Origin of the sequence: Halorussus vallis (assembly GCF_024138165.1) — an archaeon.
In the GTDB taxonomy this organism is placed as follows: Archaea; Halobacteriota; Halobacteria; order Halobacteriales; family Haladaptataceae; genus Halorussus; species Halorussus vallis.
This window is the reverse complement of the sequence record NZ_CP100000.1, coordinates 469,533-491,743: the sequence shown is the minus strand read 5'-3', so window position 1 is coordinate 491,743 and position 22,211 is coordinate 469,533. Positions and strand designations below refer to the sequence as shown.

The 22,211-nt window shown below is 68.1% G+C and carries 26 protein-coding genes; 14 read left to right on the top strand and 12 right to left on the bottom strand.

All coding sequences use genetic code 11. The features are described 5' to 3' along the window. Positions 1 to 54: 54 nt before the first annotated feature. The 7 genes from ilvB to NGM07_RS02620 all read left to right on the top strand — a co-directional run bounded on the left by ilvB (position 55) and on the right by NGM07_RS02620 (position 7,236). On the top strand, positions 55 to 1,857 hold the full coding sequence (gene ilvB / locus NGM07_RS02650) for a biosynthetic-type acetolactate synthase large subunit (RefSeq protein WP_253516550.1): 1,803 nt from the start codon (positions 55 to 57) through the stop codon (positions 1,855 to 1,857). Continuing rightward, entirely contained in the window at positions 1,854 to 2,528 is a 675-nt protein-coding gene (ilvN, locus tag NGM07_RS02645; protein ID WP_253516548.1) for an acetolactate synthase small subunit, read from the top strand. Before ilvB ends, ilvN begins: the two co-directional genes overlap by 4 nt. Continuing rightward, positions 2,521 to 3,585, top strand: a complete 1,065-nt coding sequence (gene ilvC / locus NGM07_RS02640) for a ketol-acid reductoisomerase (RefSeq protein ID WP_253516539.1) — start codon at positions 2,521 to 2,523, stop codon at positions 3,583 to 3,585. Before ilvN ends, ilvC begins: the two co-directional genes overlap by 8 nt. A gap of 5 nt (positions 3,586 to 3,590) precedes the next feature. Continuing rightward, a complete protein-coding gene (locus tag NGM07_RS02635; RefSeq protein WP_253516537.1) occupies positions 3,591 to 3,857 on the top strand; it encodes a DUF7989 family protein in 267 nt (88 codons plus the stop codon). Between the two features lie 93 nt (positions 3,858 to 3,950). Then, entirely contained in the window at positions 3,951 to 5,390 is a 1,440-nt protein-coding gene (gene leuC, locus NGM07_RS02630; protein WP_253516534.1) for a 3-isopropylmalate dehydratase large subunit, read from the top strand. Beyond that, positions 5,387 to 6,007: a 3-isopropylmalate dehydratase small subunit gene (gene leuD, locus NGM07_RS02625; protein ID WP_253516533.1), complete on the top strand. Its 621-nt coding sequence runs from the start codon at positions 5,387 to 5,389 to the stop codon at positions 6,005 to 6,007. Before leuC ends, leuD begins: the two co-directional genes overlap by 4 nt. 248 nt (positions 6,008 to 6,255) lie before the next feature. Then, positions 6,256 to 7,236 (top strand): isocitrate/isopropylmalate dehydrogenase family protein, encoded by a 981-nt coding sequence (locus tag NGM07_RS02620; protein ID WP_253516530.1) that lies wholly within the window; start codon positions 6,256 to 6,258, stop codon positions 7,234 to 7,236. 130 nt (positions 7,237 to 7,366) lie between these two features. Here the strand turns inward: NGM07_RS02620 and NGM07_RS02615 are convergent, their stop codons facing one another. Then, positions 7,367 to 7,600 carry a DUF7563 family protein gene (locus tag NGM07_RS02615; RefSeq protein WP_253516527.1) on the bottom strand — a complete coding sequence of 78 codons (234 nt, stop codon included), beginning with the start codon at positions 7,598 to 7,600 and terminating at the stop codon, positions 7,367 to 7,369. 331 nt (positions 7,601 to 7,931) lie between these two features. Between NGM07_RS02615 and NGM07_RS02610 the strand changes: the two genes are divergently transcribed. Further along, on the top strand, positions 7,932 to 8,081 hold the full coding sequence (locus tag NGM07_RS02610; protein WP_253516525.1) for a DUF7557 family protein: 150 nt from the start codon (positions 7,932 to 7,934) through the stop codon (positions 8,079 to 8,081). A 54-nt stretch (positions 8,082 to 8,135) separates the two neighbouring features. Here NGM07_RS02610 and NGM07_RS02605 read toward each other — a convergent pair whose 3' ends face one another. The 3 genes from NGM07_RS02605 to NGM07_RS02595 all read right to left on the bottom strand — a co-directional run bounded on the left by NGM07_RS02605 (position 8,136) and on the right by NGM07_RS02595 (position 9,751). Further along, complete coding sequence (locus NGM07_RS02605; RefSeq protein ID WP_253516523.1) at positions 8,136 to 8,783, bottom strand: protein sorting system archaetidylserine decarboxylase; 648 nt, start codon at positions 8,781 to 8,783, stop codon at positions 8,136 to 8,138. Then, positions 8,780 to 9,241, bottom strand: coding sequence for a DUF5799 family protein (locus NGM07_RS02600; protein ID WP_253516521.1), 462 nt, complete (start codon positions 9,239 to 9,241; stop codon positions 8,780 to 8,782). The genes NGM07_RS02605 and NGM07_RS02600 overlap by 4 nt, the downstream gene beginning before the upstream one ends. Before the next feature lie 171 nt (positions 9,242 to 9,412). Next, the gene (locus tag NGM07_RS02595) at positions 9,413 to 9,751 is read right to left on the bottom strand and encodes a winged helix-turn-helix transcriptional regulator (RefSeq protein WP_253516520.1); all 339 of its coding nucleotides are present in this window, start codon (positions 9,749 to 9,751) and stop codon (positions 9,413 to 9,415) included. 151 nt (positions 9,752 to 9,902) lie between these two features. Here NGM07_RS02595 and NGM07_RS02590 point away from each other — a divergent pair, with 151 nt between their 5' ends. Further along, entirely contained in the window at positions 9,903 to 10,319 is a 417-nt protein-coding gene (locus NGM07_RS02590; RefSeq protein ID WP_253516518.1) for a DoxX family protein, read from the top strand. A gap of 78 nt (positions 10,320 to 10,397) precedes the next feature. Here the strand turns inward: NGM07_RS02590 and NGM07_RS02585 are convergent, their stop codons facing one another. From NGM07_RS02585 to NGM07_RS02570, 4 genes are all read right to left on the bottom strand, one after another. Then, positions 10,398 to 10,793, bottom strand: a complete 396-nt coding sequence (locus NGM07_RS02585; RefSeq protein WP_253516504.1) for an OsmC family protein — start codon at positions 10,791 to 10,793, stop codon at positions 10,398 to 10,400. 84 nt (positions 10,794 to 10,877) lie between these two features. Then, a complete protein-coding gene (locus NGM07_RS02580; RefSeq protein WP_253516501.1) occupies positions 10,878 to 11,615 on the bottom strand; it encodes a metal-dependent hydrolase in 738 nt (245 codons plus the stop codon). Positions 11,616 to 11,696: 81 nt separating this feature from the next. After that, positions 11,697 to 12,680, bottom strand: a complete 984-nt coding sequence (locus NGM07_RS02575) for a phosphotransferase family protein (protein ID WP_253516496.1) — start codon at positions 12,678 to 12,680, stop codon at positions 11,697 to 11,699. Between the two features lie 74 nt (positions 12,681 to 12,754). Beyond that, complete coding sequence (locus tag NGM07_RS02570) at positions 12,755 to 13,639, bottom strand: DUF4349 domain-containing protein (RefSeq protein ID WP_253516485.1); 885 nt, start codon at positions 13,637 to 13,639, stop codon at positions 12,755 to 12,757. A gap of 196 nt (positions 13,640 to 13,835) precedes the next feature. On the opposite strand from NGM07_RS02570, the gene NGM07_RS02565 reads away from it, so the two are divergent. Next, on the top strand, positions 13,836 to 14,756 hold the full coding sequence (locus tag NGM07_RS02565) for a DsbA family protein (RefSeq protein WP_253516482.1): 921 nt from the start codon (positions 13,836 to 13,838) through the stop codon (positions 14,754 to 14,756). Beyond that, positions 14,753 to 15,349 (top strand): hypothetical protein, encoded by a 597-nt coding sequence (locus NGM07_RS02560; protein WP_253516479.1) that lies wholly within the window; start codon positions 14,753 to 14,755, stop codon positions 15,347 to 15,349. Before NGM07_RS02565 ends, NGM07_RS02560 begins: the two co-directional genes overlap by 4 nt. A gap of 12 nt (positions 15,350 to 15,361) precedes the next feature. Here the strand turns inward: NGM07_RS02560 and NGM07_RS02555 are convergent, their stop codons facing one another. From NGM07_RS02555 to NGM07_RS02540, 4 genes are all read right to left on the bottom strand, one after another. Further along, entirely contained in the window at positions 15,362 to 15,769 is a 408-nt protein-coding gene (locus NGM07_RS02555; RefSeq protein ID WP_253516476.1) for a DUF7344 domain-containing protein, read from the bottom strand. 125 nt (positions 15,770 to 15,894) lie between these two features. Next, on the bottom strand, positions 15,895 to 16,857 hold the full coding sequence (locus NGM07_RS02550; protein WP_253516473.1) for a TIGR03557 family F420-dependent LLM class oxidoreductase: 963 nt from the start codon (positions 16,855 to 16,857) through the stop codon (positions 15,895 to 15,897). Between the two features lie 93 nt (positions 16,858 to 16,950). Then, complete coding sequence (locus tag NGM07_RS02545) at positions 16,951 to 18,630, bottom strand: NADH-quinone oxidoreductase subunit D (protein ID WP_253516461.1); 1,680 nt, start codon at positions 18,628 to 18,630, stop codon at positions 16,951 to 16,953. 165 nt (positions 18,631 to 18,795) lie between these two features. Beyond that, entirely contained in the window at positions 18,796 to 18,966 is a 171-nt protein-coding gene (locus tag NGM07_RS02540) for a hypothetical protein (RefSeq protein WP_253516453.1), read from the bottom strand. A gap of 957 nt (positions 18,967 to 19,923) precedes the next feature. Here NGM07_RS02540 and hisC point away from each other — a divergent pair. Genes hisC through NGM07_RS02525 form a run of 3 tightly spaced genes read left to right on the top strand, consistent with a single transcriptional unit; the run spans position 19,924 to position 22,189 of the window. Continuing rightward, entirely contained in the window at positions 19,924 to 21,051 is a 1,128-nt protein-coding gene (gene hisC / locus NGM07_RS02535; RefSeq protein WP_253520135.1) for a histidinol-phosphate transaminase, read from the top strand. Beyond that, positions 21,048 to 21,590, top strand: a complete 543-nt coding sequence (locus NGM07_RS02530) for an adenylate kinase family protein (protein WP_253516450.1) — start codon at positions 21,048 to 21,050, stop codon at positions 21,588 to 21,590. The genes hisC and NGM07_RS02530 overlap by 4 nt, the downstream gene beginning before the upstream one ends. Next, positions 21,587 to 22,189, top strand: coding sequence for a CDP-alcohol phosphatidyltransferase family protein (locus tag NGM07_RS02525; RefSeq protein ID WP_253516447.1), 603 nt, complete (start codon positions 21,587 to 21,589; stop codon positions 22,187 to 22,189). Before NGM07_RS02530 ends, NGM07_RS02525 begins: the two co-directional genes overlap by 4 nt. Positions 22,190 to 22,211 lie beyond the last annotated feature (22 nt).

Sequence of the window (22,211 nt, the reverse complement as noted above, 5' to 3'; positions counted from 1 at the left end):
ATACCACACAGACACGACAGCAGTATCGAACCCCGACCAACGGAGGGACCACCCGTGAGTGAGTCCGCGTCGCCGCGACGGACCGAGGACGAGGCGGACGCCGAGTCCGCCGACGCCGACGAGTCCGAATCCGCGGACGCCGCGTCCGAAGACGGCGCAGCCGAGCCGAATCCCGTTCGGACGGGCGCTCAGGCCGTCATCGCCGCGCTCGAACGCGCGGGCGCCGAGACGCTGTTCGGCGTCCAGGGCGGAGCCATCATGCCCGTCTACGACGCGCTGTACGACTCGGAACTGCGCCACGTGATGATGGCCCACGAGCAGGCGGCCGCCCACGCCGCCGACGCCTACGGCATCGTCTCGGGTACGCCCGGCGTCTGCCTGGCGACGTCGGGACCGGGCGCGACCAACCTCGCGACCGGCCTCGCCGACGCCAGCATGGACTCGGACCCGATGGTCGCGCTGACCGGCCAGGTCCCGACGAACTTCGTCGGGAGCGACGCCTTCCAGGAGACGGACACCACCGGGATGACCGCGCCCATCACCAAACACAACTACTTCGCCCAGACCGCCGACGAGGCGGGGCCGACGGTGGGCGAGGCCTTCGAACTGGCCGCCGAAGGGCGACCCGGGCCGACGCTGGTCGACCTGCCGAAGGACGTGACCAACGCCCAGACGGCGGCCGACCCGGGTGAACCCGCGACGCCCGAGACGTACAACCCCGCGACCGAGGCCGACGCCGAGTCGGTCGCCGCGGCCGCGCGCACGCTCGAACGCGCGGAGAAGCCCGTCATCCTGGCGGGCGGCGGCGTCGTCAAGGGGGACGCCAGCGAGGAACTGCGGGCGTTCGCCCGCGAGTACGGCATTCCGGTCGCCACCTCGATGCCCGCCGTGGGCGTCTACCCCGAGGACGACGAACTCGCGATGGAGATGGTCGGGATGCACGGCACCGGCTACGCCAACATGGCGACGACCCACTGCGACGTGCTGTTCGCCATCGGCTGTCGGTTCGACGACCGACTCACCGGCGGCGTCGAGACGTTCGCGCCCGAGGCCGAGGTCGTCCACGTCGACATCGACCCCGCCGAGATCTCGAAGAACGTCAAGGCCGACGTGGCGGTCGTCGGCGACGCCGGCACCGTCCTCGAACAGGTCGGCGCCGAGATGGAGCGCGCCCCGGACGCCGAGGCGTGGCGCGAGCAGTGCCGCGAGTGGAAGGCCGAATACCCGATGGACTATCAGACGCCCGACGACGAACCGCTGAAACCGCAGTTCGTCGTCGAGGCGCTGGACGAGGCCACCGACGACGACGCCATCGTCACGACCGGCGTCGGCCAGCACCAGATGTGGGCGGTCCAGTACTGGACGTTCACCCAGCCCCGGACGTGGGTTTCGAGCCACGGCCTGGGGACGATGGGCTACGGCCTGCCCGCGGCCATCGGCGCGAAACTGGCCGCGCCCGACCAACAGGTCGTCGCCGTCGAAGGTGACGGCTCGTTCCTGATGACGCTCCAGGAACTCGCGGTCGCGGTCCGCGAGAACCTCGACATCACGGTCGCGGTGCTCAACAACGAGTACATCGGGATGGTCCGCCAGTGGCAGGACGCCTTCTTCGAGGGCCGCCACTCGGCCTCCGAGTACGACTGGTGCCCCGAGTTCGACAAGATCGCCGAGGCGTTCGGCGCGCAGGGCTTCGCGGTTTCGGACTACGACGAGGTCGCCGACGCCGTCGAGGCCGCGATGGCATACGACGGTCCGTCGGTCATCGACTTCCGCATCGACCCCGACGCGAACGTCTACCCGATGGTCCCCTCGGGCGGCGCCAACGGCGAGTTCGCGCTGGAGGAGGGTCAGCTGTGACCGGGGGACTGCAAGGGCCCGCGCCCGAGGAGCGCCCCCAACCGACGGGTCGGCGCAATGCCCAGGGCGAGCGCATCGACCCTGAGGCCCACGCTGAACAGGACACCCGGAAAGCGGTCGTCTCGGCGCTGGTCGAGCACGAACCGGGCGTGCTGGCGAAGGTGTCGGGACTCTTCTCCCGGCGCCAGTTCAACATCGAGAGCCTCACCGTCGGCTCGACCACGGTCGAGGGCCACGCCCGCATCACCCTGGTCGTCGAGGAAACCGACGCCGGCATCGACCAGATAAAGAAGCAGGTCGAGAAGCTCGTGCCCGTCATCGCCGTCGGCGAACTCGACGACGACGCGGTCCGGGCCGAACTCGTCCTGCTGAAGGTCCGTGGCGAGGAACCCGACAAGGTCCACGCCATCACCCAAATGTACGAGGGCCAGACGCTGGACGCCGGCCCGCGGACCATCACGGTCCAGATCACCGGCGACCACCAGAAGATCGACGACGCGGTCGACGCGTTCCGGCAGTTCGGCATCATCGAAATCGCCCGGACCGGCCAGACCGCCCTCTCGCGGGGCGACACGCCGACCACCCCGGGCGAATCACCCGCCGCGTCGGCCGAGAGCACCGTCAACCAGACCGACCTGCAGATACAGAAGGAGACTTCAGACGATGACTGACGAATTCGACACGACAGTGTACTACGACGACGACGCCGATAGCTCGCACATCGAAGGCAAGACCGTGGCCGTACTCGGCTACGGCAGCCAGGGCCACGCACACGCCCAGAACCTCGCCGACAGCGGCGTGGACGTGATCGTGGGTCTGCGCGAGGACTCCTCGTCGCGGGACGCCGCGGAGGCCGACGGTCTGCGGGTGACGACCCCGAAGGAGGCCGCCGCCGACGCCGACATCGTCTCGGTGCTGGTGCCCGACACGGTCCAGTCCGCGGTGTACGAGGACATCAAGGAGAACCTGGAGGCGGGCGACACGCTCCAGTTCGCCCACGGGTTCAACATCCACTACGGCCAGATAGAGCCCCCGGAGGACGTCGACGTGACGATGATTGCGCCGAAGTCGCCGGGCCACCTCGTCCGGCGGAACTACGAGAACGGCGAGGGGACGCCCGGCCTGTTGGCGGTCTACCAGGACGCGACCGGCGACGCCAAGCAGGAGGCGCTCGCTTACGGGCAGGCCATCGGCTGTGCCCGCGCGGGCGTCGTGGAAACCTCGTTCCGCGAGGAGACCGAGACCGACCTGTTCGGCGAGCAGGCGGTGCTCTGTGGCGGTATCACCGAACTCATCAAAGTGGGCTACGAGACGCTGGTCGACGCCGGCTACAGCCCCGAGATGGCCTACTTCGAGTGCCTGAACGAGATGAAGCTCATCGTCGACCTGATGTACGAGGGCGGGATGCGCGAGATGTGGGACTCCGTCTCGGACACCGCAGAGTACGGCGGATTGACCCGCGGCCCCGCCATCGTCGACGAGGGCGTCCGCGAGAACATGGAGGAGGCGCTCGAACAGGTCCAGAACGGCGAGTTCGCCCGCGAGTGGATCGCCGAGAACCAGACCGGCCGGCCGGTCTACCGTCAGCACAAGGAGGCCGACGTCAACCACGACATCGAGGACGTGGGCGCGCGCCTGCGCGACCTCTTCGCGTGGGCCGACGAGCAGGCCGAGGAATCGAACGAGGACGACGAGTCCGAGAAGACGCGAGTGCAAGCCGACGACTGAAACCGATGAACCGAACCGACCGACCCGACGCGACGCGAGAATCGACCGACCGAACCATGAGCGACGTCAACCACACCCACCCGTACACCGCCCGCGGGGCCATCAACCGGCCGTTCGAGCGCGGCCCGGTCGTGGCCGCCGACGGCGGACGCCCGGAGGCCGAACCAGCGGGTTCGGCCACCATGGAGGACGTCGACCACACGCCGCCCTACGGCGAGGGTGCGAATCGAGTCTTCCAGCGCGGCGCGGAAAACGAGGCGGTAGAGGAGTAACCGGGAGCCCACGATGAACTTCGTACGCGCATTTTCGGACGTAGAGACGCATAGTGCGGGGTATTCCGCCGTAGTGAACACCCGGTGGTCAGCATGAGCGAGGGCACCCTGTACGACAAGGTGTGGGACCGCCACAAGGTGACCGAACTCCCGACCGGCCAGACCCAGTTGTTCGTTGGCCTCCACCTCGTCCACGAAGTCACCAGCCCCCAGGCGTTCGGCATGCTCCGGGAGCGCGACCTGGAGGTCGCCTACCCCGAGCGCACCCACGCCACCGTCGACCACATCGTCCCGACCGAGGACCGCGATCGGCCCTACGAGGGCGCGGCCGAGGAGATGATGGCCGAACTGGAGGAGAACGTCCGCGAGGCGGGCATCGACTTCTCCAGTCCGGACACCGGCGACCAGGGCATCGTCCACGTCATCGGCCCGGAGCAGGGGCTGACCCAGCCGGGGATGACCGTGGTCTGCGGCGACAGTCACACCTCGACCCACGGCGCGTTCGGCGCGCTGGCGTTCGGCATCGGCACCTCCCAGATTCGGGACGTACTCGCGACCGGCACCGTCGCGATGGAGAAACAGAAGGTCCGGCGCATCCGCGTGACGGGCGAACTCGGCGAGGGCGTCGAGGCCAAGGACATCATCCTGGAGGTCATCCGCCGACTCGGCACCGACGGCGGCGTCGGCCACGTCTACGAGTACGCCGGCGAGGCCATCGAGAGCCTCGACGTCGAGGGGCGGATGAGCATCTGCAACATGTCCATCGAGGGCGGCGCCCGCGCGGGCTACGTCAACCCCGACGAGAAGACCTACGAGTGGCTGGCCGACACCGACGCGTTCCGCGACGACCCCGAGAAGTTCGAGAAGCTCAAACCCTACTGGGAGTCCGTCAGGTCCGACCCCGACGCCGAGTACGACGACGAGGTCGTCATCGACGGCTCCGAACTCGAACCGACGGTGACCTGGGGCACCACGCCCGGCCAGGGCGTCGGCGTCACCGAGCCGATTCCCGACCCCGAAGAACTACCCGCCGAGAAGCAGGACACCGCCCGGCGCGCCCAGGAGCACATGGGCGTCGAACCCGGCGACACGATGGAGGGCTACCCCATCCAGGTCGCGTTCCTGGGTTCCTGCACGAACGCGCGTCTGCCCGACCTGCGTCGGGCGGCGCGCGTCGTCGCCGGCCGGGAGGTTCACGACGACGTGCGCGCGATGGTGGTCCCCGGCAGCCAGCGCGTGAAGGCCGCCGCAGAGGCCGAAGGGCTGGACGAGGTCTTCGAAGAGGCCGGTTTCGACTGGCGCGGAGCCGGCTGTTCGATGTGTCTGGGGATGAACCCCGACCAACTGGAGGGCGACGAGGCCTGCGCCTCCTCGTCGAACCGCAACTTCGTCGGGCGACAGGGGAGCAAGGACGGCAAGACCGTGCTGATGAACCCCCGGATGGTCGCCGCGGCCGCGATTCGCGGGGAGGTCACCGACGTGCGCGAACTCGAGGAAACCGACCTCCCCGACTCGGAGGTGACGAAGGCGTGAACGACGACATCGAGACCGTCGAACACGTCGCGGGCGCGGGCGTGCCCGTACGCGGAAACGACATCGACACCGACCAGATCATCCCCGCGCGGTTCATGAAGGTCGTCACCTTCGACGGCCTGGGCCAGTTCGCGTTCCACGACCAGCGGTTCGACGACGAGGACGAACCCAAGGACCACCCGTTCAACGAGGACCAGTTCCGGGACGCCTCGGTGCTGGTCGTCAACGCCAATTTCGGCTGCGGGTCCTCGCGCGAGCACGCGCCGCAGGCGCTCAAGCGCTGGGGCATCGACGCCGTCGTCGGCGAGAGCTTCGCCGAGATCTTCGCGGGCAACTGCCTCGCGCTCGGCGTGCCGACGGTCACCGCCGACCAGGAGGACATCGAGGCGCTCCAGGACTACGTCGACGACAACCCCGACGCCGAAATCGAGGTCGACGTGGCTGACGAGACGGTCCGCTACGACGACACGGAGATCGACGCGACGGTCGACGACGCCCAGCGCAAGGCGCTCGTCGAGGGCGTCTGGGACACGACCGCGCTCCTGAAGTCGAACGCCGAGGCGGTCGCCGAGACGGCTGCCGAGTTGCCCTACGTCGAGAAATCGCGCTCGGACTGACTCCGTCGCCGGTTCGCACCACCAGTTTGATTCCGATTCTGTCCTAGCGTTCCGCGAGTATCGATTCGCAGACCCTCGCTCGCTTTCGACGCTCGCATACGATTCTACATAACGCCCCGTCCTTGGAGAGGGACTCAGGGGATTCACCGTTCTTGCAATAGGCCATCCCCCATCGTCGCCGAGTCGGGTGACCGGCCGCCGGCAGTCACATCGACACCCTCTTTTTACCGCGCGAGCGAATTCCACGCATGACCCACGAGATAGCCGTGATTCCGGGTGACGGAATCGGGCGGGAGGTCGTCCCGGCGGCCCGCGAGGTACTGGAGGCCGTCTCGGCGGCCGACTTCGAGTTCGTCGAGGCGGACGCGGGCGACCACGTGAAAGAGGAAACGGGCGAAGCGCTTCCCGAGGAGACTCGCGACCTGGCGGCGAACGCCGACGCGACGCTGTTCGGCGCGGCGGGCGAGACGGCGGCCGACGTCATCCTCCCCCTCCGGAGCGCGGTCGACTCGTTCGCCAACGTCCGACCGGTCAAAGCCTACCCCGGCACCGACGCCCCGCACCCCGAAACCGACCTCGTCTTCGTCCGTGAGAACACGGAAGGCGTCTACGCCGGCCACGAGGCCGAGATTGCGCCGGGCGTAACCACCCTGACACGGGTGGTTACCGAGGCGGCCTCCCGGGAAATCGCCCGTTACGGCTTCGAATACGCCGCCGAACGCGGAAAGCGCGTGACAATCGCTCACAAGGCGAACGTGATGCGCGTCACCGACGGCCTGTTCCTGGACACTGCGCGCGAAGTCGCGGCCGAGTACGACGTCGACTACGACGACGCGCTGATGGACGCGCTGGCGATGTACCTCGTCCAGCGCCCCGAGGACTTCGAGGTCGTCGTCTGTCCGAACCTGGCGGGCGACGTGCTCTCGGACCTCGCGGCCGGCCTCGTCGGCGGTCTCGGCCTGCTGCCGAGCGCCAACGTCGGCCACGAGCGCGCGCTGTTCGAACCGGTCCACGGCACCGCGCCCGACATCGCGGGCGAGGGCGTCGCCAACCCGACCGCGGCGATGCTGTCGGCCGCGATGCTGCTGGAGTACTTCGAGTACGACGACGCCGGTCGGCGCGTCCGCGCGGCCGTCACCGAGACGCTGGAGTCCGGCCCCCGGACGCCGGACCTCGGCGGCGAGGCGACCACGAGCGACGTGACCGACGCGGTGCTGTCGCGGTTGTAGGCCGACGCGCGGTCACCGTCGCCCGCCAAAGACGCGACTGCGGCGCTGTCGAAGTCGTAGAACGAGACGAGAAGTCCTGTCTTCTGCCGGGTCCCCACCCGAACGACGCTACCTTGACGTGGCGGCGGCGCTATCGGAGCGGTTCGCGCCCGCCGATGAGATTGGTCGTATCGACGGTTTCGGCGCGCGCACCGCCCTTCTTGACCTCTGTAGCCGTCATGCACTCCAGACAGCCGAAGACCTCGTTTTTGTTGTTCCCGAACACGCGAGCGAAGTCGCGCGTCACGAACGAACCGCAGCTCTGGCATCGATTCTCCGCCATCGTGTCGTTCCCCGTGGTGAGTCTGTCGTCGGTAGTGGTCATGCCTGCCTCCTCAGCGATAATTACACACCACCAGAGGCACTTTGTTATCCAGTACCTACGCCCCCGTAATCCGCCGCTACCAGGCCTGGTAACCGAATGTTACGCGCGTACCGCCGGACGATTAATTGCGGAACCGACCCACTAATTTAAATAAGGTGAACGAGAATGGCGATGGTCCTCCGGACTTCGAGGATTACGAACCGGGGAGTCCGCGTTCCGACATCGTTTTCGGCGGTCGGACCTCCGACCGCCGGGAGCCGAAGGGGTCGGCCGCCGACTCGGTGAGCGCTCGCCCCCGTCGTTTATGCGGAACGAGGACGTACCTCCGCCCATGCCGAAAGTAGACCTCAATGAAGAGACGATCGACCGCCTGGACTCCCTCCAGACCGAGGACGAGTCCTACGACGAACTCATCAACGAGCTCATCAACATCTACGAGGCCGAGGAACTGACGCTGTTCCACGGTCCCGACGAGTACTGAGTTCGAGTCGCGCCACGTCGTTCTCTCGAAGGACTCCTGGGTGGTTTCGGTCGACTACCGGTCGGTCGAGGCCACCGATTGTGCGACTATCGACTCTCCCGCACGGACCCGCTCGCCGCGCTCGACGGCCACGTCGGCGAGTTCGAACTCCGGGGGCAGGAGCACGTCGGCGCGACTGCCGAACGAGATGTGGCCCAGTCGCTCGCCCCGCCGGAGTTCCGCGCCCGGTTCGACGTAGGGGTGGATGCGCCGGGCGAACGCGCCTGCGATGAGCGTCACCTCGTGGTCCGAAAATCGGAGGTGGAGTTTCTCGTTGTTGTCCGACTCCTTCGAGAACGCCGGCCGATGCTTGCCGGGTTCGTGGACGACCTCCTCGACGCGCCCGCCCAGCGGCGCGCGGTTGACGTGGACGTCGGTGACGTTCATGAACACGCCCACCCGGACCCGGTCACCCTCCCGGCGAATCACGGAGACTCGACCGTCGGCGGGCGAGACGACGCCCGACTCCGGCGGCGTCCGCTCGGGGTTCCGGTGGAAGTGCAGGACCGCCGCCGCGAGTACCAGCGCCGCGAGGCTCCCGAGCGGCGAGAGCACCGCCGCGGGGAGCGCCAGCACGAGCGGAACCGCGGCGTAGCGCCACGCGCCGGGTGCGAACTTCCCACTTTCTTCGTCGGACGGCCGACGCGTCGCGTCGGCCGTCACGTCCGCGCGGCCTCGCGAACCTGGTCCCACTTGCCCTGCGATTCGAGTCGCTGCTGGAGTTCGTCGGCGTACTCCTGGGCGAGTCGGTCGGCCTCCTGGATTCGTTGCTGGTCGGTGCCGCCACCGCCACCGCCGAGGCCGAGCGCGTCCTTGACCGAGCCGAAGATGCCGCCGCCGCCCTTCTTCTTCTTCCCGCCTCCGCCGCCACCGCCGCCCATGGCGTTCATCTGCGAGCGGATGTTCTCCATCTCGGGCATCACCTGCTCGACCTTCGAGGTGTCGGCGACGATGCGGGCCCGCTCGTCGTCGGCGGCGTTCTCGATTTCGAACTCGACCGCGGTCATGACGAGACCCCACTCCTGACGGGAGAAGTCCGAGTCCGAGACGCGCTGGGCGAACTCCCGGTCGACGGCCATCCGGTCGCCGACGATCATGTCCTGCCAATCTCTGCTGCTCATGGATGGTACCTTCCGTCGGAATCGGTATGAGAGTTTTCCTACTCGACGCCGGGTCGGCCGTGCGGTCGACCCGGTCGTACGGCCGTCCCAGTTCTGCGGTCGGCCCAGTTCCGCGGCCGGTCGGGAATGCGCCTCGGCGTGTACGCACGCCGAGGCGCATTCCCCACTACGCTACATCCACTCGTCGGCCCAGGCTTCGAGGTCCGAGAAGACCGGACAGAGCGCCGCGCCCTTCTCGGTGAGGCTGTAGTAGGTCGCGATGGGCTTCTCCTCGACCCGCCGAGCGACGAGGTCGGCGTCCTGGAGGTCGTCGAGGACGCGCGAGAGCGTGCGGGAACTCGCGCCGGTCGAGCGCTTGAGTTCGTTGAATCGCTTCTCGCCGTCGTCGAGGTCGTGGAGCACGACGAGTCGCCACTGCGACCCGATCTGTTCGATGGCCTCGACGACAGAGCAGGCGTCGGCGTTTTGCTGTTCGACCGTCGTTTCGGATGAATTATGTGTGGACGACACGGGGGTTATCTACTGACGTCGTTGTCGCCGAACGGATATATAGGTTCGGTTCCGCAGTAGGTAACGTTGTGAAACTGCAGTTCCAAAACGACACCGACGCAGACGCACCGACCGTCGAACAGTCCAGTCCGTCCCGGGAGGTGAGCGCCTGATGTCGCTCGCCGGCCTCGAAACCGTCCTCCTCGTGGCCGCCCGCGTTCTCTTCGGCGCGGTTGTCGCCTTCACCGGACTGAACCACTTCACGCAGACCGAGGGGATGACGGGCTACGCACGGCACAAGGGACTCCCGGCCCCGAAGCTGTCGGTGCTGGGTTCCGGCGCGTTGCTGGTGCTGGGCGGTATCGGCATCTTCGTGGGCGCTTTCCCCGTCGTCTCCGCGCTCGCCGTCGGTGTCTTCCTCGTCGTCTCGGCGCTCCTGATGCACGACTTCTGGGCCGTCCCCGAGGACCAGCAGCAGGACGAGATGAACCAGTTCCTGAAGAACGTCGCGATGGCCGGCGGCGCACTCGCCATCGCGGCGCTCGGTCTTCAGGGCTGGGCGCTCGGTCTCGGCATCGGACTCACGTAGGCGCCGTCGGACTCCGATTTCTCGTTCTCGGTTCGTCGACCGACAAAAAAAGCTGACTCGGTGGACGCTTCCCGACCGTCAGAACGCGCCGCCTTCGACCGTGACGTCAGCTTCGAGGTCGCTCTTCAGCGCGTCGTGGACCTTGCAGAGTTCGTTGGCGCGCTCGACGACCTGTTGGGACTGGTCGTCGTCCATCTCCGCCTCGGTCCGGACGGTGAACGCGACAGCGTCGAGCTTGTCGTCGTCGTTGAGGGAGCCGCGCGCGTCGATTTCGACGCGACCGAGGTCGCCAACGTCGCGCTGTTCGGCGGCCACGCGGAGCGCGGGGACGTAACACGAGCCGTAGGACGCGATCAGCGCTTCGAGCGTGTCGGGCGCGTCCTCGCCCGTCGCGTCGATGGTGATCGAGAAGTCTCGGATGTCGTTCTCGCTCGCGTACCCCTCCTCGGAGACGGTGGTGGCTTCCTTGGGCATACGGGTTCACCGTCACTCGCCAGACTCCTAAGTATTGCTTCTCCGGCGGGAAACGCAACCGATAAAAAGCGGAATCGGACCGACTCAGTAGCCGAGTTCCTCTTCGAGGTCGTACGTCTCGTCGCCTTCGAGGACGCGAACCTCGACGTCGCTCCCGGCGGCCTTCACCTCTTCGGCGAAGTCCTCGGGGTCCTGCTCTATCGGCGGGAAGGTGTCGTAGTGCATCGGGAACGCCACGTCGGGGTCGACCCAGTCGACCGCGACGGCCGCCTGCCACGGCCCCATGGTGAAGTGGTCGCCGATGGGCACCGCCATGGCGTCGGGTTCGAGGAACGGGCCGATGACGTCGCGCATCTCGGTCTGGAGGCTGGTGTCGCCCGCGTGGTAGAACGTCTGGCTCTCCTCGTCGGAGACCTGCGTGGGCTTGGTGTCACTGATGACGAAGCCGGCGGGCACGCCCCCGGAGGTGCCGTAACTGGTGTCCAGGCCGTTGGTGTGGTCGGCCCGGACCATCGTCACGAAGGCGTCGTCGCACTCGACGGTGCCGCCGAGGTTCATCCCCGTCCCGGCGACCGCGTCGAAGTCGCCGTACTCGTCGCGGCAGTACTCGACGACCTCGGGGGTCGCGACGAGTTCGGTCCCCTCGTAGCGGTCCACGTCTCCGATGTGGTCGGCGTGGCCGTGGGTGAGCAGGAGGTAGTCGGGGTCGAGTTCCTCGGGGTCGGTGTCGGTCTTGGGGTTGTCGAAGAACGGGTCGATGAGAAGTTCCGTGTCGCCGACTTCGACGTGCCACGTCGAGTGGCCGTACCAGGTGAGTTTCATTGCACGACGAGATACCACCGGTTTACACTTAAATGATGTTGGCCCGAGACGACGCGTTCGCGGTCCCGTGCGGCCGACGGCTCACCGAATCGCGGCGAGTCGCCGGTCCATCTCCTCGTCGACCCACGCCGCGAGTTCCTCGACCGGTTCGTCGGCGTACTCGGCGACCTTCTCAACGTATCCCGAGGTGCCCAAGAACCGGACCGCCTCGTAGACCGGTCGCCTGTCTTCGTAGCCGTCCGGCAGGCCGCCCGCCCGCTCGCGGTAGCCCTCGTACAACGCGGACGTTAGCTCCTCGGGGGCGTCGCCGCGGAGTGAACCGAACTGCTGGTCGCACGCCCGGTGGAGGTCCCTGGCAGGGTCGCCGACGTGGGCGATCTCCCAGTCGAGGAAGCCGACGCCCGACTCGCCGCGAAAGCAGTTCGGCTGGGCGGTGTCGCCGTGGAGCAACGCCGCGGGGGCGTCGTCCAGCAGGTCGCGGTTCGCCTCGACGGCCGCGGCCACCTCGTCGAAGTGGTGGTCGAAGCGGTCGGCGGGTGCCATCGCGCGCATCTCCCCGATTTTGTCCACGAGGACGCCGGTCCACGGTCCCGTCCTGAGTTCGAGGCCGCCGGCTCCGCCGCCGACGACGTGGCCGTGACCGTCGAAGCGTCGTTCGTGGACGCCCGCGAGGGCCGCGCCGACCTCCCAGGCCAGCGCCGCTCGTTCGTCCGGACTCGCGCCGGACCAGCGGTCGAGAAGATTCGCTCCCCGAACCGGGGCCGTCGAGAGGTACGGGACTGCCCCGTCGCCTCTTTCGAGCGGCGTCCCATCGGCGTCGCTCGCGAGCACCGTCGGCACGGGGACCTCGGAGTTCGCGCCGACGTACTCCAGCACCGCCCGCTCGCGCGCGACTCGCGAGCCGTCTCCGTCGGTCGCGTACTTCAGGTACGCCGCCCGTCCGTCGGCGAACTCGACCCGGACCGTCCGATTATGGTCGTTCCAGGAGGGGCCGGTCGACCCCAACTCGGTGACTTCGCGGTCGGTGAACGCGGCGTCGAGCGCCGCAGCGAGCCGTTCGTCCATCAGCGGATACACGAGAAGAGTGACCGCGTTCGAGCAAGGGCGTTGCGGTTGTGTTGGAATTGCCCTCGAACTCGCTATCCGAATCGACGCCACGCCGCCAGAACGCCACCGACCGGGACGCCGAACGCCAGCACGTACGGCGCGGCGTAGGCCGTTCCGACCGCCAGCCCGCGGAGGACGACGCCGACGCCGTTCACCGATTCGAGGAACGCCGCCAGCAGTCCCGTCTCGTACCACGACCGGTGTTCGGCGTACGGGGCGTCGGGCGACGACTCGCGCAAGTTCACGGTGACCGTCGAATAGGCGACCCGCTGGCGCAGGGACTTGCGCCGGGCTTCGATCCGTTCGATCTCCGACTGGACCTCCGAGAGGCGCTGTTGGACTTCGAGGACGGTACTGGTATCGTTGGCGTCCTGGTAGAGCGCCCGGAGTCGCTCGCGCTGGGCGCGCAGGTTCTTCAGCCGTGCTTCGAGGTCGACCAGTTTCTCGGTCACGTCCTCGGACTTCGTGTTCGACTGCTCGACGCGACCCTCGGCCTTCGCCCGGGAGAGGAACGTTGAGAAGTTCTCCTTCGGCACGCGGAAGACGACACGACCGGTCCGCCACGACCGGTTCTCGGTGCCCCGAACTTGGACCGACGAGTCGCTGACGAACCCGCCGAGCGCTCGCACCTCACGGGTGAGGTTCCGGCGCGACGCCTCGAAGTCGTCGACTCGCAGGTCGACCCTGCCGGTTCGTATCAACGTGCGCTGCTGGAGGACGAGGTTCTGGCTCTGAAACGCCCGTTCGCCGTTCGAGCCCGTCGCTTTCGAATTCGAACCCGCGTCGGCGCTCGCAGTCTGGGGCGCGCCGCCCCCGCTCATCGACCCGGCGTCGCCGCTGCTCCCCGAGCATCCGGCGAGGACGACGAGCGCGGCCACCGCGAGCGCGAGCGCCCATCGACGCTTTGACATCGGCATACGCGGCTCGTCACACCGAGCCGACATAAGTGCGCGGAAGGGTGAAACCGGCGTTTCACTCACGAACGAGGGCGGTCCGGGGGCCGACTCGGCCGTCCGGCCGGGGACGTTTCGGCACCGAATCCGGAACCAATCAGGAAACAATCACCCCGGAATTGGAAAAACGCCTTTGATACCGTCGGTCGACCGAACCGATATGTCACGCGAACGTTCACGCGACGCTCGCGCCGACTCGCCGGAGTTCTCCGGCGAGTCCGCGCGGGCCTTGACGCGTCGTCGCCTGTTGGCCGTCGGCGGCGCGGCGGCGCTCGGAACCGTCGCTGGCTGTACCGGAACGCAGGACGAAAGCGGCTCCGGCGGGACGACCGCAAGAACGACCGGCGAAAACGCCGGAAACGGACCCGGTAGCACCGCGACCACGGAAGACGCCGGCGCACTTCTCGGCGGCCACCCTGCGGCTACGATGCTCGACGCTCAGCCCCGACTCGGCCCCGCGCCGACCGACGCCGAGGGCGTCGTCGTCGCGTTCGAGGACCCCTCTTGTCCCCGGTGTGCGGCGTTCGAGAGACGGACCGTGTCGAAGCTTCGCGAGCGACACCCCGACCGCGTCTCGGTGGTGTTCTGGTGCTACCCGGTGGTGTACCCCTGGGGGAAACCCGCCAGCCAGGCCATCGAGTCGGCGTTCGCCCGCGAGGTCGGGTCGATGGGGTCCGGGAAGGAGATGAGCGACGGAACGACGATGAACGAGTCGGGGACGACGATGGCCGACGAGACGACGACCGGCGGCGCGCGGTACGGGGCCGAACAGGGGTCGGTGGCGACCTGGAAGCTGATTCGCCACTACTTCGAGAACCAGTCGCGCTTCGACGAGGGCAACGTCCTCGACCTGACCCGAGAATTCCTCGCGACGGAAACCGACCTCGACGCCGACGCCGTGGTGGCCGACGCAGCGGCCAAGAAACACGACGACGCCGTGCAGGCCGACCTCTCTGCCGGCGAGGAGGCGGGCGCCGGGTCGACGACACCGACGGTGTTCCTGTTCCGCGACGGCGAGTTCCGGACCAGCGCGAAGGGGAGCGTCAGTTTTGACGTGATCACGAGCGCGCTCGGGCTATGAGCGCCCGGCGACTTCGCCCGCGACTGCCGACTCGCCGGGGCGACTGGCGACTGATGGGCCGAACCGTCCGTCTCGTCCTCGGAGTCCCGACGTACGCCGTCGGGGCGCTGGCGACGAGCATCGTCGCGCTCTCGGCGTTCGTGGTCGCCCAGAACTTCGAACTCGCCCGGTTCGCCCTCGTCGGTCCGCTCGCGCTCGACGACCGGATTTCGATTCTCGCGGGAGTGTACCCGTTTCTGGGGACGAGCTACGGGCCAGTCACCGGGGCCGCGCTCGTCTGCGTCGCCGCGCTCGCGGGCGTCGACGCCGCGATGGTCGTCTACCACTTCAGGGAGCACGGCTTCGGCGCCCGCGAGAGCGGCGGGAGCGCGGTCGGACTTGCCCTCGGCGCGCTCGGCGCCGGCTGTGCCGCCTGCGGGTCGGCGGTCCTCGCCGGCGTCCTCTCGCTGTTCGGCGCGGCGGGCGCCGGGACGTTCCTGCCGCTGGAGGGCCTGGAGTTCTCGGTGCTCGCGCTGGCGACGCTCGTGCTCTCGGTCTTCTGGGTCGCCGACGGGATGCGCGGCGGCGAGATTCGCGGCTGTCCGGTCGAGTGACCGGTCTCCGTATCACTTCCGCTCGGACGCACCGTCGCGCTCGGACGCTTGCTTCTCGTACTCCCGGGCGCGGTCGAGCAACGGAGCGACCGATTCGAGGTGCCCGGTGGGCGCGACAGCGTCCACCTCCTGGTCGTATTCGAGCAGGCCGGCGTCCGCGAGCCGCGGAATTTCGGTGTGGTACAGCGACGTGTACGTCCGGGCAACCGCGGTTTCGGGGATGTCGGCGAAGCGCCCGTCGTGCTCTGCCGCGGCGACCTCGTCGGCGACGTCGCTCAGCGCGAGCGCCGATTGGTGTTCGAGGAGGAGCCGACAGACCCGCCGTCGCCTCGAGTCGGCGAGCGCGTCGAACGCTTCGCTGGGGGTCGGCGGTGCTCTCGACGGTTCGTCGGTCGAGGGTGTGAGACGTTTCTCCGACATCGTTTCGGTCGGGCCGCACGGGAGGCGGGCGGCCCGGGTTCGGTCGAAACGTGGGGATTCCCACGGAAAACTGTGACGTTCCGCGATTTCAGGCGCGACTCCGCGGCCGGAAAGTGGACGAGAGTTCAGAACTCCGGCACGATTTCGTCCTTGTAGAAGTCGAAGAACTTCTCCTGGTCCGGGCCGATCTGGTGGACGTAGACGTGGTCGTAGCCCGCGTCGACGAACTTCTGGACGTTGTCGATGTGGGTCTGCGGGTCGGGGTCGGTGACGATGCTGTCGGCCTCCCGGACGTCCTCCTTCGTGACCTGCTGGCTGGCCTGTTCGAAGTACTTCGGGATGGCGAGTTCGGAGCTGAGTTCGCCCGGGACGAGGCTGTTGGGCCAGTACTCGTGGGCCGTCTCGACCGCCTCGTCCTCGTCCTCGGCGTAGCAGACCGTCAGTTGGCTGAACTTGTGGCCCTCGCCGCCGGCCTCCTCGAAGGTGCTCACCACGTCCTGAGGTCCGACCGACCAGAAGCCGTCGCCGAGGTCGGCGGCCGCCTGCGCGGCGTGTTCGCCGTAGGCCGAGACGACCACCGGCGGCGCTTCGTCGGGGGTCGTGTACAGTTGGGCCCGTTCGACGGTGTAGTGTTTCCCCTCGTGGTTGACCACGTCGCCGGTCCAGAGCTTCCGGACCACGTCGACCGCCTCCTCCAGCATCTCCAGTCGGACGTGGTGGGGCGGCCACTTCTGGCCGGTCACGTGCTCGTTCAAGTTCTCGCCCGTCCCGACGCCCCAGAAGAACTCCCGGCCCTGGTCCTGGAGCATCGAGGCGACCGTCGCCGTCGCCTGCGCGAGGATGGCCGGTTCGTAGCGGATGATGGGACAGGTGACCCCGACGCCCACGTCCACCTCGTCGGTCGCGTTCGCGACGCCGCCGAGGGTCGTCCAGACGTACGGCGCGTGGCCCTGCTGGCTGATCCACGGGTGGTAGTGGTCCGAGATGGAGACGAAGTCGAAGCCGACCTCTTCGGCCCGGACGGCGTGGTCGACGAGGTCGTTTGGTGCGTGCTCCTCGCTGGACAGGGTGTAACCGAACTCGACCATAGGTGGGACACGCCGGACGCGACAAAGAGGGCTGTGGCCGATGCAGAGCCCCGACTCGTCCGGACGACTTGCGTGTTCGAAGGACCGGCCGTCTCAGCGGTCCACCGACCCGAGCACGATGTCGAGGCTTCCCAGCGACGCGATGAGGTCGGGGACGTATTCGCCCTCCGACATCGCCTCCAGCGCGTGGAGGTTGCAGAAGCACGGACTCCGAATCTTGAACCGCGCCGGTTGGGAGGTCCCGTCGCTTCGGATGTAGATGCCGAGTTCGCCCTTCGCGGCCTCGACGGCGCGGTAGACCTCGGTGTCGGGTTCGGGCTTGAGCGTTCGGGGCACGTTGCTCTGAATCTCGCGCTCGTCTTCCGGCCAGTCTTCGAGCAGGTCGACGCACTGGCCGATCATCTTCGCCGACTCCTCGACTTCCTGCATCCGGACGAGGAACCGGGCGTAGTTGTCGCCGTAGGATTCGGTGATGACGTCCCAGTCGAGTTCGTCGTAGTAGCCGTAGGGGTCGTCGCGCCGGACGTCGTAGTCGATGCCCGATGCGCGGGCGACCGGCCCGGTACAGCCGTACTGCTTGGCCGTCTCGGCGTCGATGACGCCGGTGTCGACCGTCCGCTCCTGGAAGATCTCGTTGCTCGTCATCAGGTCGTGGTACTCCTCGACGTGCTCGGGGAGGCCGTCGAGGAAGTTCCGTATCTTCTCGAAGAACTCCTCGCGGGGTTCGGGCAGGTCCCAGACCACGCCGCCGAGTCGGAAGTAGTTGAACATCATCCGCTGGCCGGTGAGGTCTTCGAGGATGTTCTGGACGATCTCGCGGTCGCGCATCGCGTACATGAAGATCGCCGTGAAGTCCCCGTAGATGTCGAGGCCGAAGGTGCCGACCGCGAGCATGTGACCCATGATGCGCGAGAGTTCGACCCCCAGCGTCCGGAGGATTTTGGCGTACTCGGGCACCTCGATGTCGTTCAGGTCCTCGGCCACCCGCGCGTACGCCCACTCGTTGGTCATGTTCGCCGCGTAGTCCCACCGGTCGGGGTACGGCATGATCTGGTGGCGGTAGTTCTTGGTCTGGCACATCTGCTCCTCACAGCGGTGGAGGTAGCCGATGTCGGGTTCGACGTTCGCGACCTGCTCGCCGTCGAGGACGGTCTTCAAGTGGAGCACGCCGTGGGTCGCCGGGTGGTGCGGCCCGATGTTCAGGAACATCGTGTCGGACTGGCTGTCCTTGGCGCTCTCGGCGAGGGGATTGACGTGCTCTCTGAGCGTGACGACCTGGGGCTTGTCCTGATTGTAATCGAGCGCGAGCGGGTGGCCCTGCCACGTCTCCGGCAGCAGGATGCGCCGCAGGTCCGGATGACCGTCGTACTCGATGCCCACCAGGTCGTAGGCCTCCCGCTCGTGCCACTCGGCGGTCTTGTAGACGTCCGCGGCCGACTCGCTCACCGGATTCTCCGGGTCGGCGGGTACGATCACGCTGACCTCCTGCGTCCGGTCGTCGTACTTGCTCAGGTGATAGATGCTCTCGTAGCGGTCGCGGTACTCCTGGGCCGTGATCGTCGACAGGAGGTCGAAGCCCGCATCGTCGCGGAGGGTCCGCAGGACCTCCTCCACCTCGTCCGGCCGAATCACGAACCCTTCGGTGTTGAGGTGGCTCTCGCGCCGGACCACCCGGTCGCCGAGGAGCTCCTCGATGGCGTCCGCTTCCCCTCGCTCGAGTTCCGGTCGGGCGTCGACGCCCGCGTCGATGTCGGATTTGCGTGTCTCGCTCATACGTATCAATCTCGGAGGAATCGAGGGTAGCGCCGCTTCTCGCCGGTCGTAGCGAACACTCCCCACCCAACCGTCTCTAGCGGACGAACCGCCATAGAACTACCTGCCGATACCGTCGCGGACTCCCGCGAAAAAAGCGCGACTCGTGCGACGCGAGCGCGGCGGTCAGTACGGCGTCTGGTGGCGCTCGTGCCCGCGGCGGTTCTCGTCCTGCCGACCGCCGTACTGGTCCTGGCCGCCCTGCTGGCCGTGACGACCCTGCTGGCTCTGTCGGTCGGTGCCTTCGCCGCCGTAGCGGTCGACGCTCTGGCGACCGTGGCGGGTCTGGCCCTGCATCGCCGTCTGCTGGACGGGGCTGAACTGATTCTCGGAGCTACCGCCGTACTGATTATGGCCTTGGTCGCGCTGGCCCTGCTGGTGACGACCGGACTGCTGGTGCTGGCCGTATCGGTCACCTTGCTGGTGCTGGCCCTGTTGGTGCTGACCGGTCTGCTGCTGGCCGGTTTGCTGGTGCTGGCCCTGCTGGTGATGCTGTCCGGACTGCTGATGCTGGCCCTGTTGGCCCTGCTGACCGGACTGGCCCCAGCCCTGGTTCTGGTCCACGCCGTGTCGCTGGTCGGATTGGCTGGTGTACTGGCCGCCCTGACCGCCGTGCTGGCTCATCTCGTGGACGTCGCCGCCGCGGCTCTGGCGGTCCTGCTGATGTTGGCCCTGCTGGCGCTGACCGGTCTGTTGGTGCTGGCCGGACTGCTGACTCCGTCGCTGGCCGTATCGGTTCTGTCGTCCGGACTGTTGGTGTTGGCCCTGCTGACCGGTCTGGCGCTGGCCGGTCTGCTGCTGCTGACCGGTCTGCTGACCGGTTTGCTGGTGCTGACCCTGCTGGTGATGCTGTCCGGACTGCTGGTGTCGGCCGGTCTGTTGTTCCTGATAGCGGCCCTGCCCCTGCATGTCACGGCCACCCATCTGGTGTTGGCCCTGCTGGCCGGTCTGCTGATGCTGACCCTGCTGGCCGTACTGGTCCTGCTGGCCCATCTCTCGACCGCCCGACGAGTATCGGCCGCTTCGTTCGTGTTCGTCGGAGTGAGCCTGCCCGCGTCGCCGCTCGTGCTCGCTGTTCCCCCAGTGATCTTCGTTCTGTCGTGCCATAGTGAATCCCCCGTAAGATGTCTCGCCAGTGTTTTCCTTATGTGTGCTGGCCAGCGACTGACACGACAATCGCTAGAGGGCGGCGCGACGAACCCGCCGCTGGTGCAGGTGAGCACGCTTAAGGCGCGCGGCCCACACCTCTCGCACATGGAACCACGGGACCTCTCCGCGCACGCGGTGTACCAGGCCGGGCGGGGCATCGAGGAGGTCGCCCGCGAACTCGGGGTGGACCCCGACGACCTCGTGAAACTCGCCTCGAACGAGAACCCGTTCGGTCCCTCGCCGGCGGCGGTCAAGGCCATCCGGGAGGCGGCCGGGTCGGCCCACTCCTACCCGAAGTCCTCTCACACCGACCTGACCGCGAAGCTCGCCGACCGCTGGGACGTCGCGCCCGAGCAGGTCTGGCTGGCCAACGGCGGCGACGGCGTCCTCGACTACCTCGCCCGCGCGATGCTCGAACCGGGCGACCGGGTGCTCGTGCCGACGCCCGGGTTCGCCTACTACGGGATGAGCGCGCGCTTCCACCACGGCGAGGTCGCCGAGTACGAACTCTCGAAGGGCGACGACTTCGCGCTCGACGCCGAGACGGTGCTCTCGGCCTACGGCGGTCGAGAATCGGACGATTCTCGACCTCGTCGGACTTCGGCTGAGTCCGACGGTGGCGAGCGAATCGTCTACCTGACGAGCCCCCACAACCCCTCCGGCGGCCGGTTCGACCTCGACGCGGTCGAATCGATCGCCGAGGAAACCGACGAGCGGACGCTGGTGCTGGTCGACGAAGCGTACGGCGAGTTCGCCGACGGGCCGAGCGCGGTCGAACTCGCGCGGGACCGCGACGACGTCGCGGTCCTGCGTACCTTCTCGAAGGTGTACGGCCTCGCGGGCGTCCGCCTCGGATACGGCATCGTCCCCGCGGAGTGGGCCGACGCCTACGCCCGCGTGAACACGCCGTTCGCCGCGAGCGAGATCGCCTGTCGAGCGGGCCTCGCGGCGCTCGACGACGACGAGCACGCCCGGAAGACCGTCGAAACCGCCGAATGGGCGCGCGAGTACATCTACGAGCACCTCGACGCCCCAACTTGGCAGAGCCACGGAAACTTCGTGCTCGCGGAGGTCGGCGACGCCGCGGGCGTCGCCGACGAACTCCAGCGCCGCGGGGTCATCGTCCGCGACTGCACCAGTTTCGGCCTGCCGGAGTGCGTTCGCATCACCTGCGGCACCGAGGTCGAGACGAGGAAGGCGGTCGCCGAACTCAACGAGGTGCTGTCGTCGTGAGGGTCGTCGTCACCGGCACGCCCGGCACGGGCAAGACCACCGCGGTCGAGCGCCTCGAAGCCGAGTTCGGCGACGACCTCGAATCGGCGCTCGGCCCCGACTTCTCGGTCGTCCACCTCAACGACCTGATTCGCGAGGAGGGGCTGTGGGACGAACGCGACGCCGAGCGCGACAGCCTCGTCGCCGACCTCGACGCGGTCGGCGAGCGACTCGCCGACCGCGACGGCGTGCTCGTGGAGTCGCACCTCGCCCACCACCTCGACGCGGACAAAGTCGTCGTGCTCCGCTGTCGCCCGGATGAACTGGAGCGGCGACTCACCGACCGCGGCGAATCCGAGGCCAAGGCGCGGGAGAACGCAGAGAGCGAGGCGCTCGACGTGATTCTCTCGGAGGCCGTCGACGCTCACGGCGTCGACCGCGTCTACGAGGTGGAGACGACCGACCGGTCGCCGGAGGCGGTCGCCGAGGAGATCGCGGCGGTCCTCGCCGGCGAGCGCGAACCGAGCGCCGGGACGGTCGACTACCTCGACTACCTATGACCCTCGATCAACTCCGCCCGGTCGCGGACCGCCTGCTCCGGCCGTTCGTCAGCGTCTCGACGAGGCTCGGCCTGACCCCCGACGCGGTGAGCGTCGTCGCGTTCGCGCTGGCGGTCGGCGCGGGCGCGGCCTTCTACGTCGCGACCCCCGCCGCCTACCTCGCGGGCGCGGTGCTGGTTTTCCTGAACGGATGGCTCGACCTGCTCGACGGCGCGCTCGCCCGCGAACTCGGCACCGACTCGAAGGCCGGCGACCTGCTCGACCACGTGCTCGACCGGTACGCCGACATCGTCGTCATCGCGGGTCTTGCCGCCGGAATCGACCGGTACGCCCTCGGCCTCGCGGCCGTGACGGGCGTGCTGATGACCTCGTATCTCGGCACACAGGCCCAGGCGGTCGACCTCGACCGGGTCTACGGCGGCCTGCTGGGCCGGGCCGACCGCCTCGCGCTGATGGGCGCGACCGGCGTCCTCGCGGCGGTGGTGACCGAGTCCGTGGCGGGGCTCCCGCCGGTCGGGTGGCTCCTCGTCGTCTTCGCGGTCGTCGGACACGTCACCGCACTCCAGCGGTTCTACTACGCCTGGCGCGCCCTCGCGTGACCGGCTCTCACCGCCGAGCCAC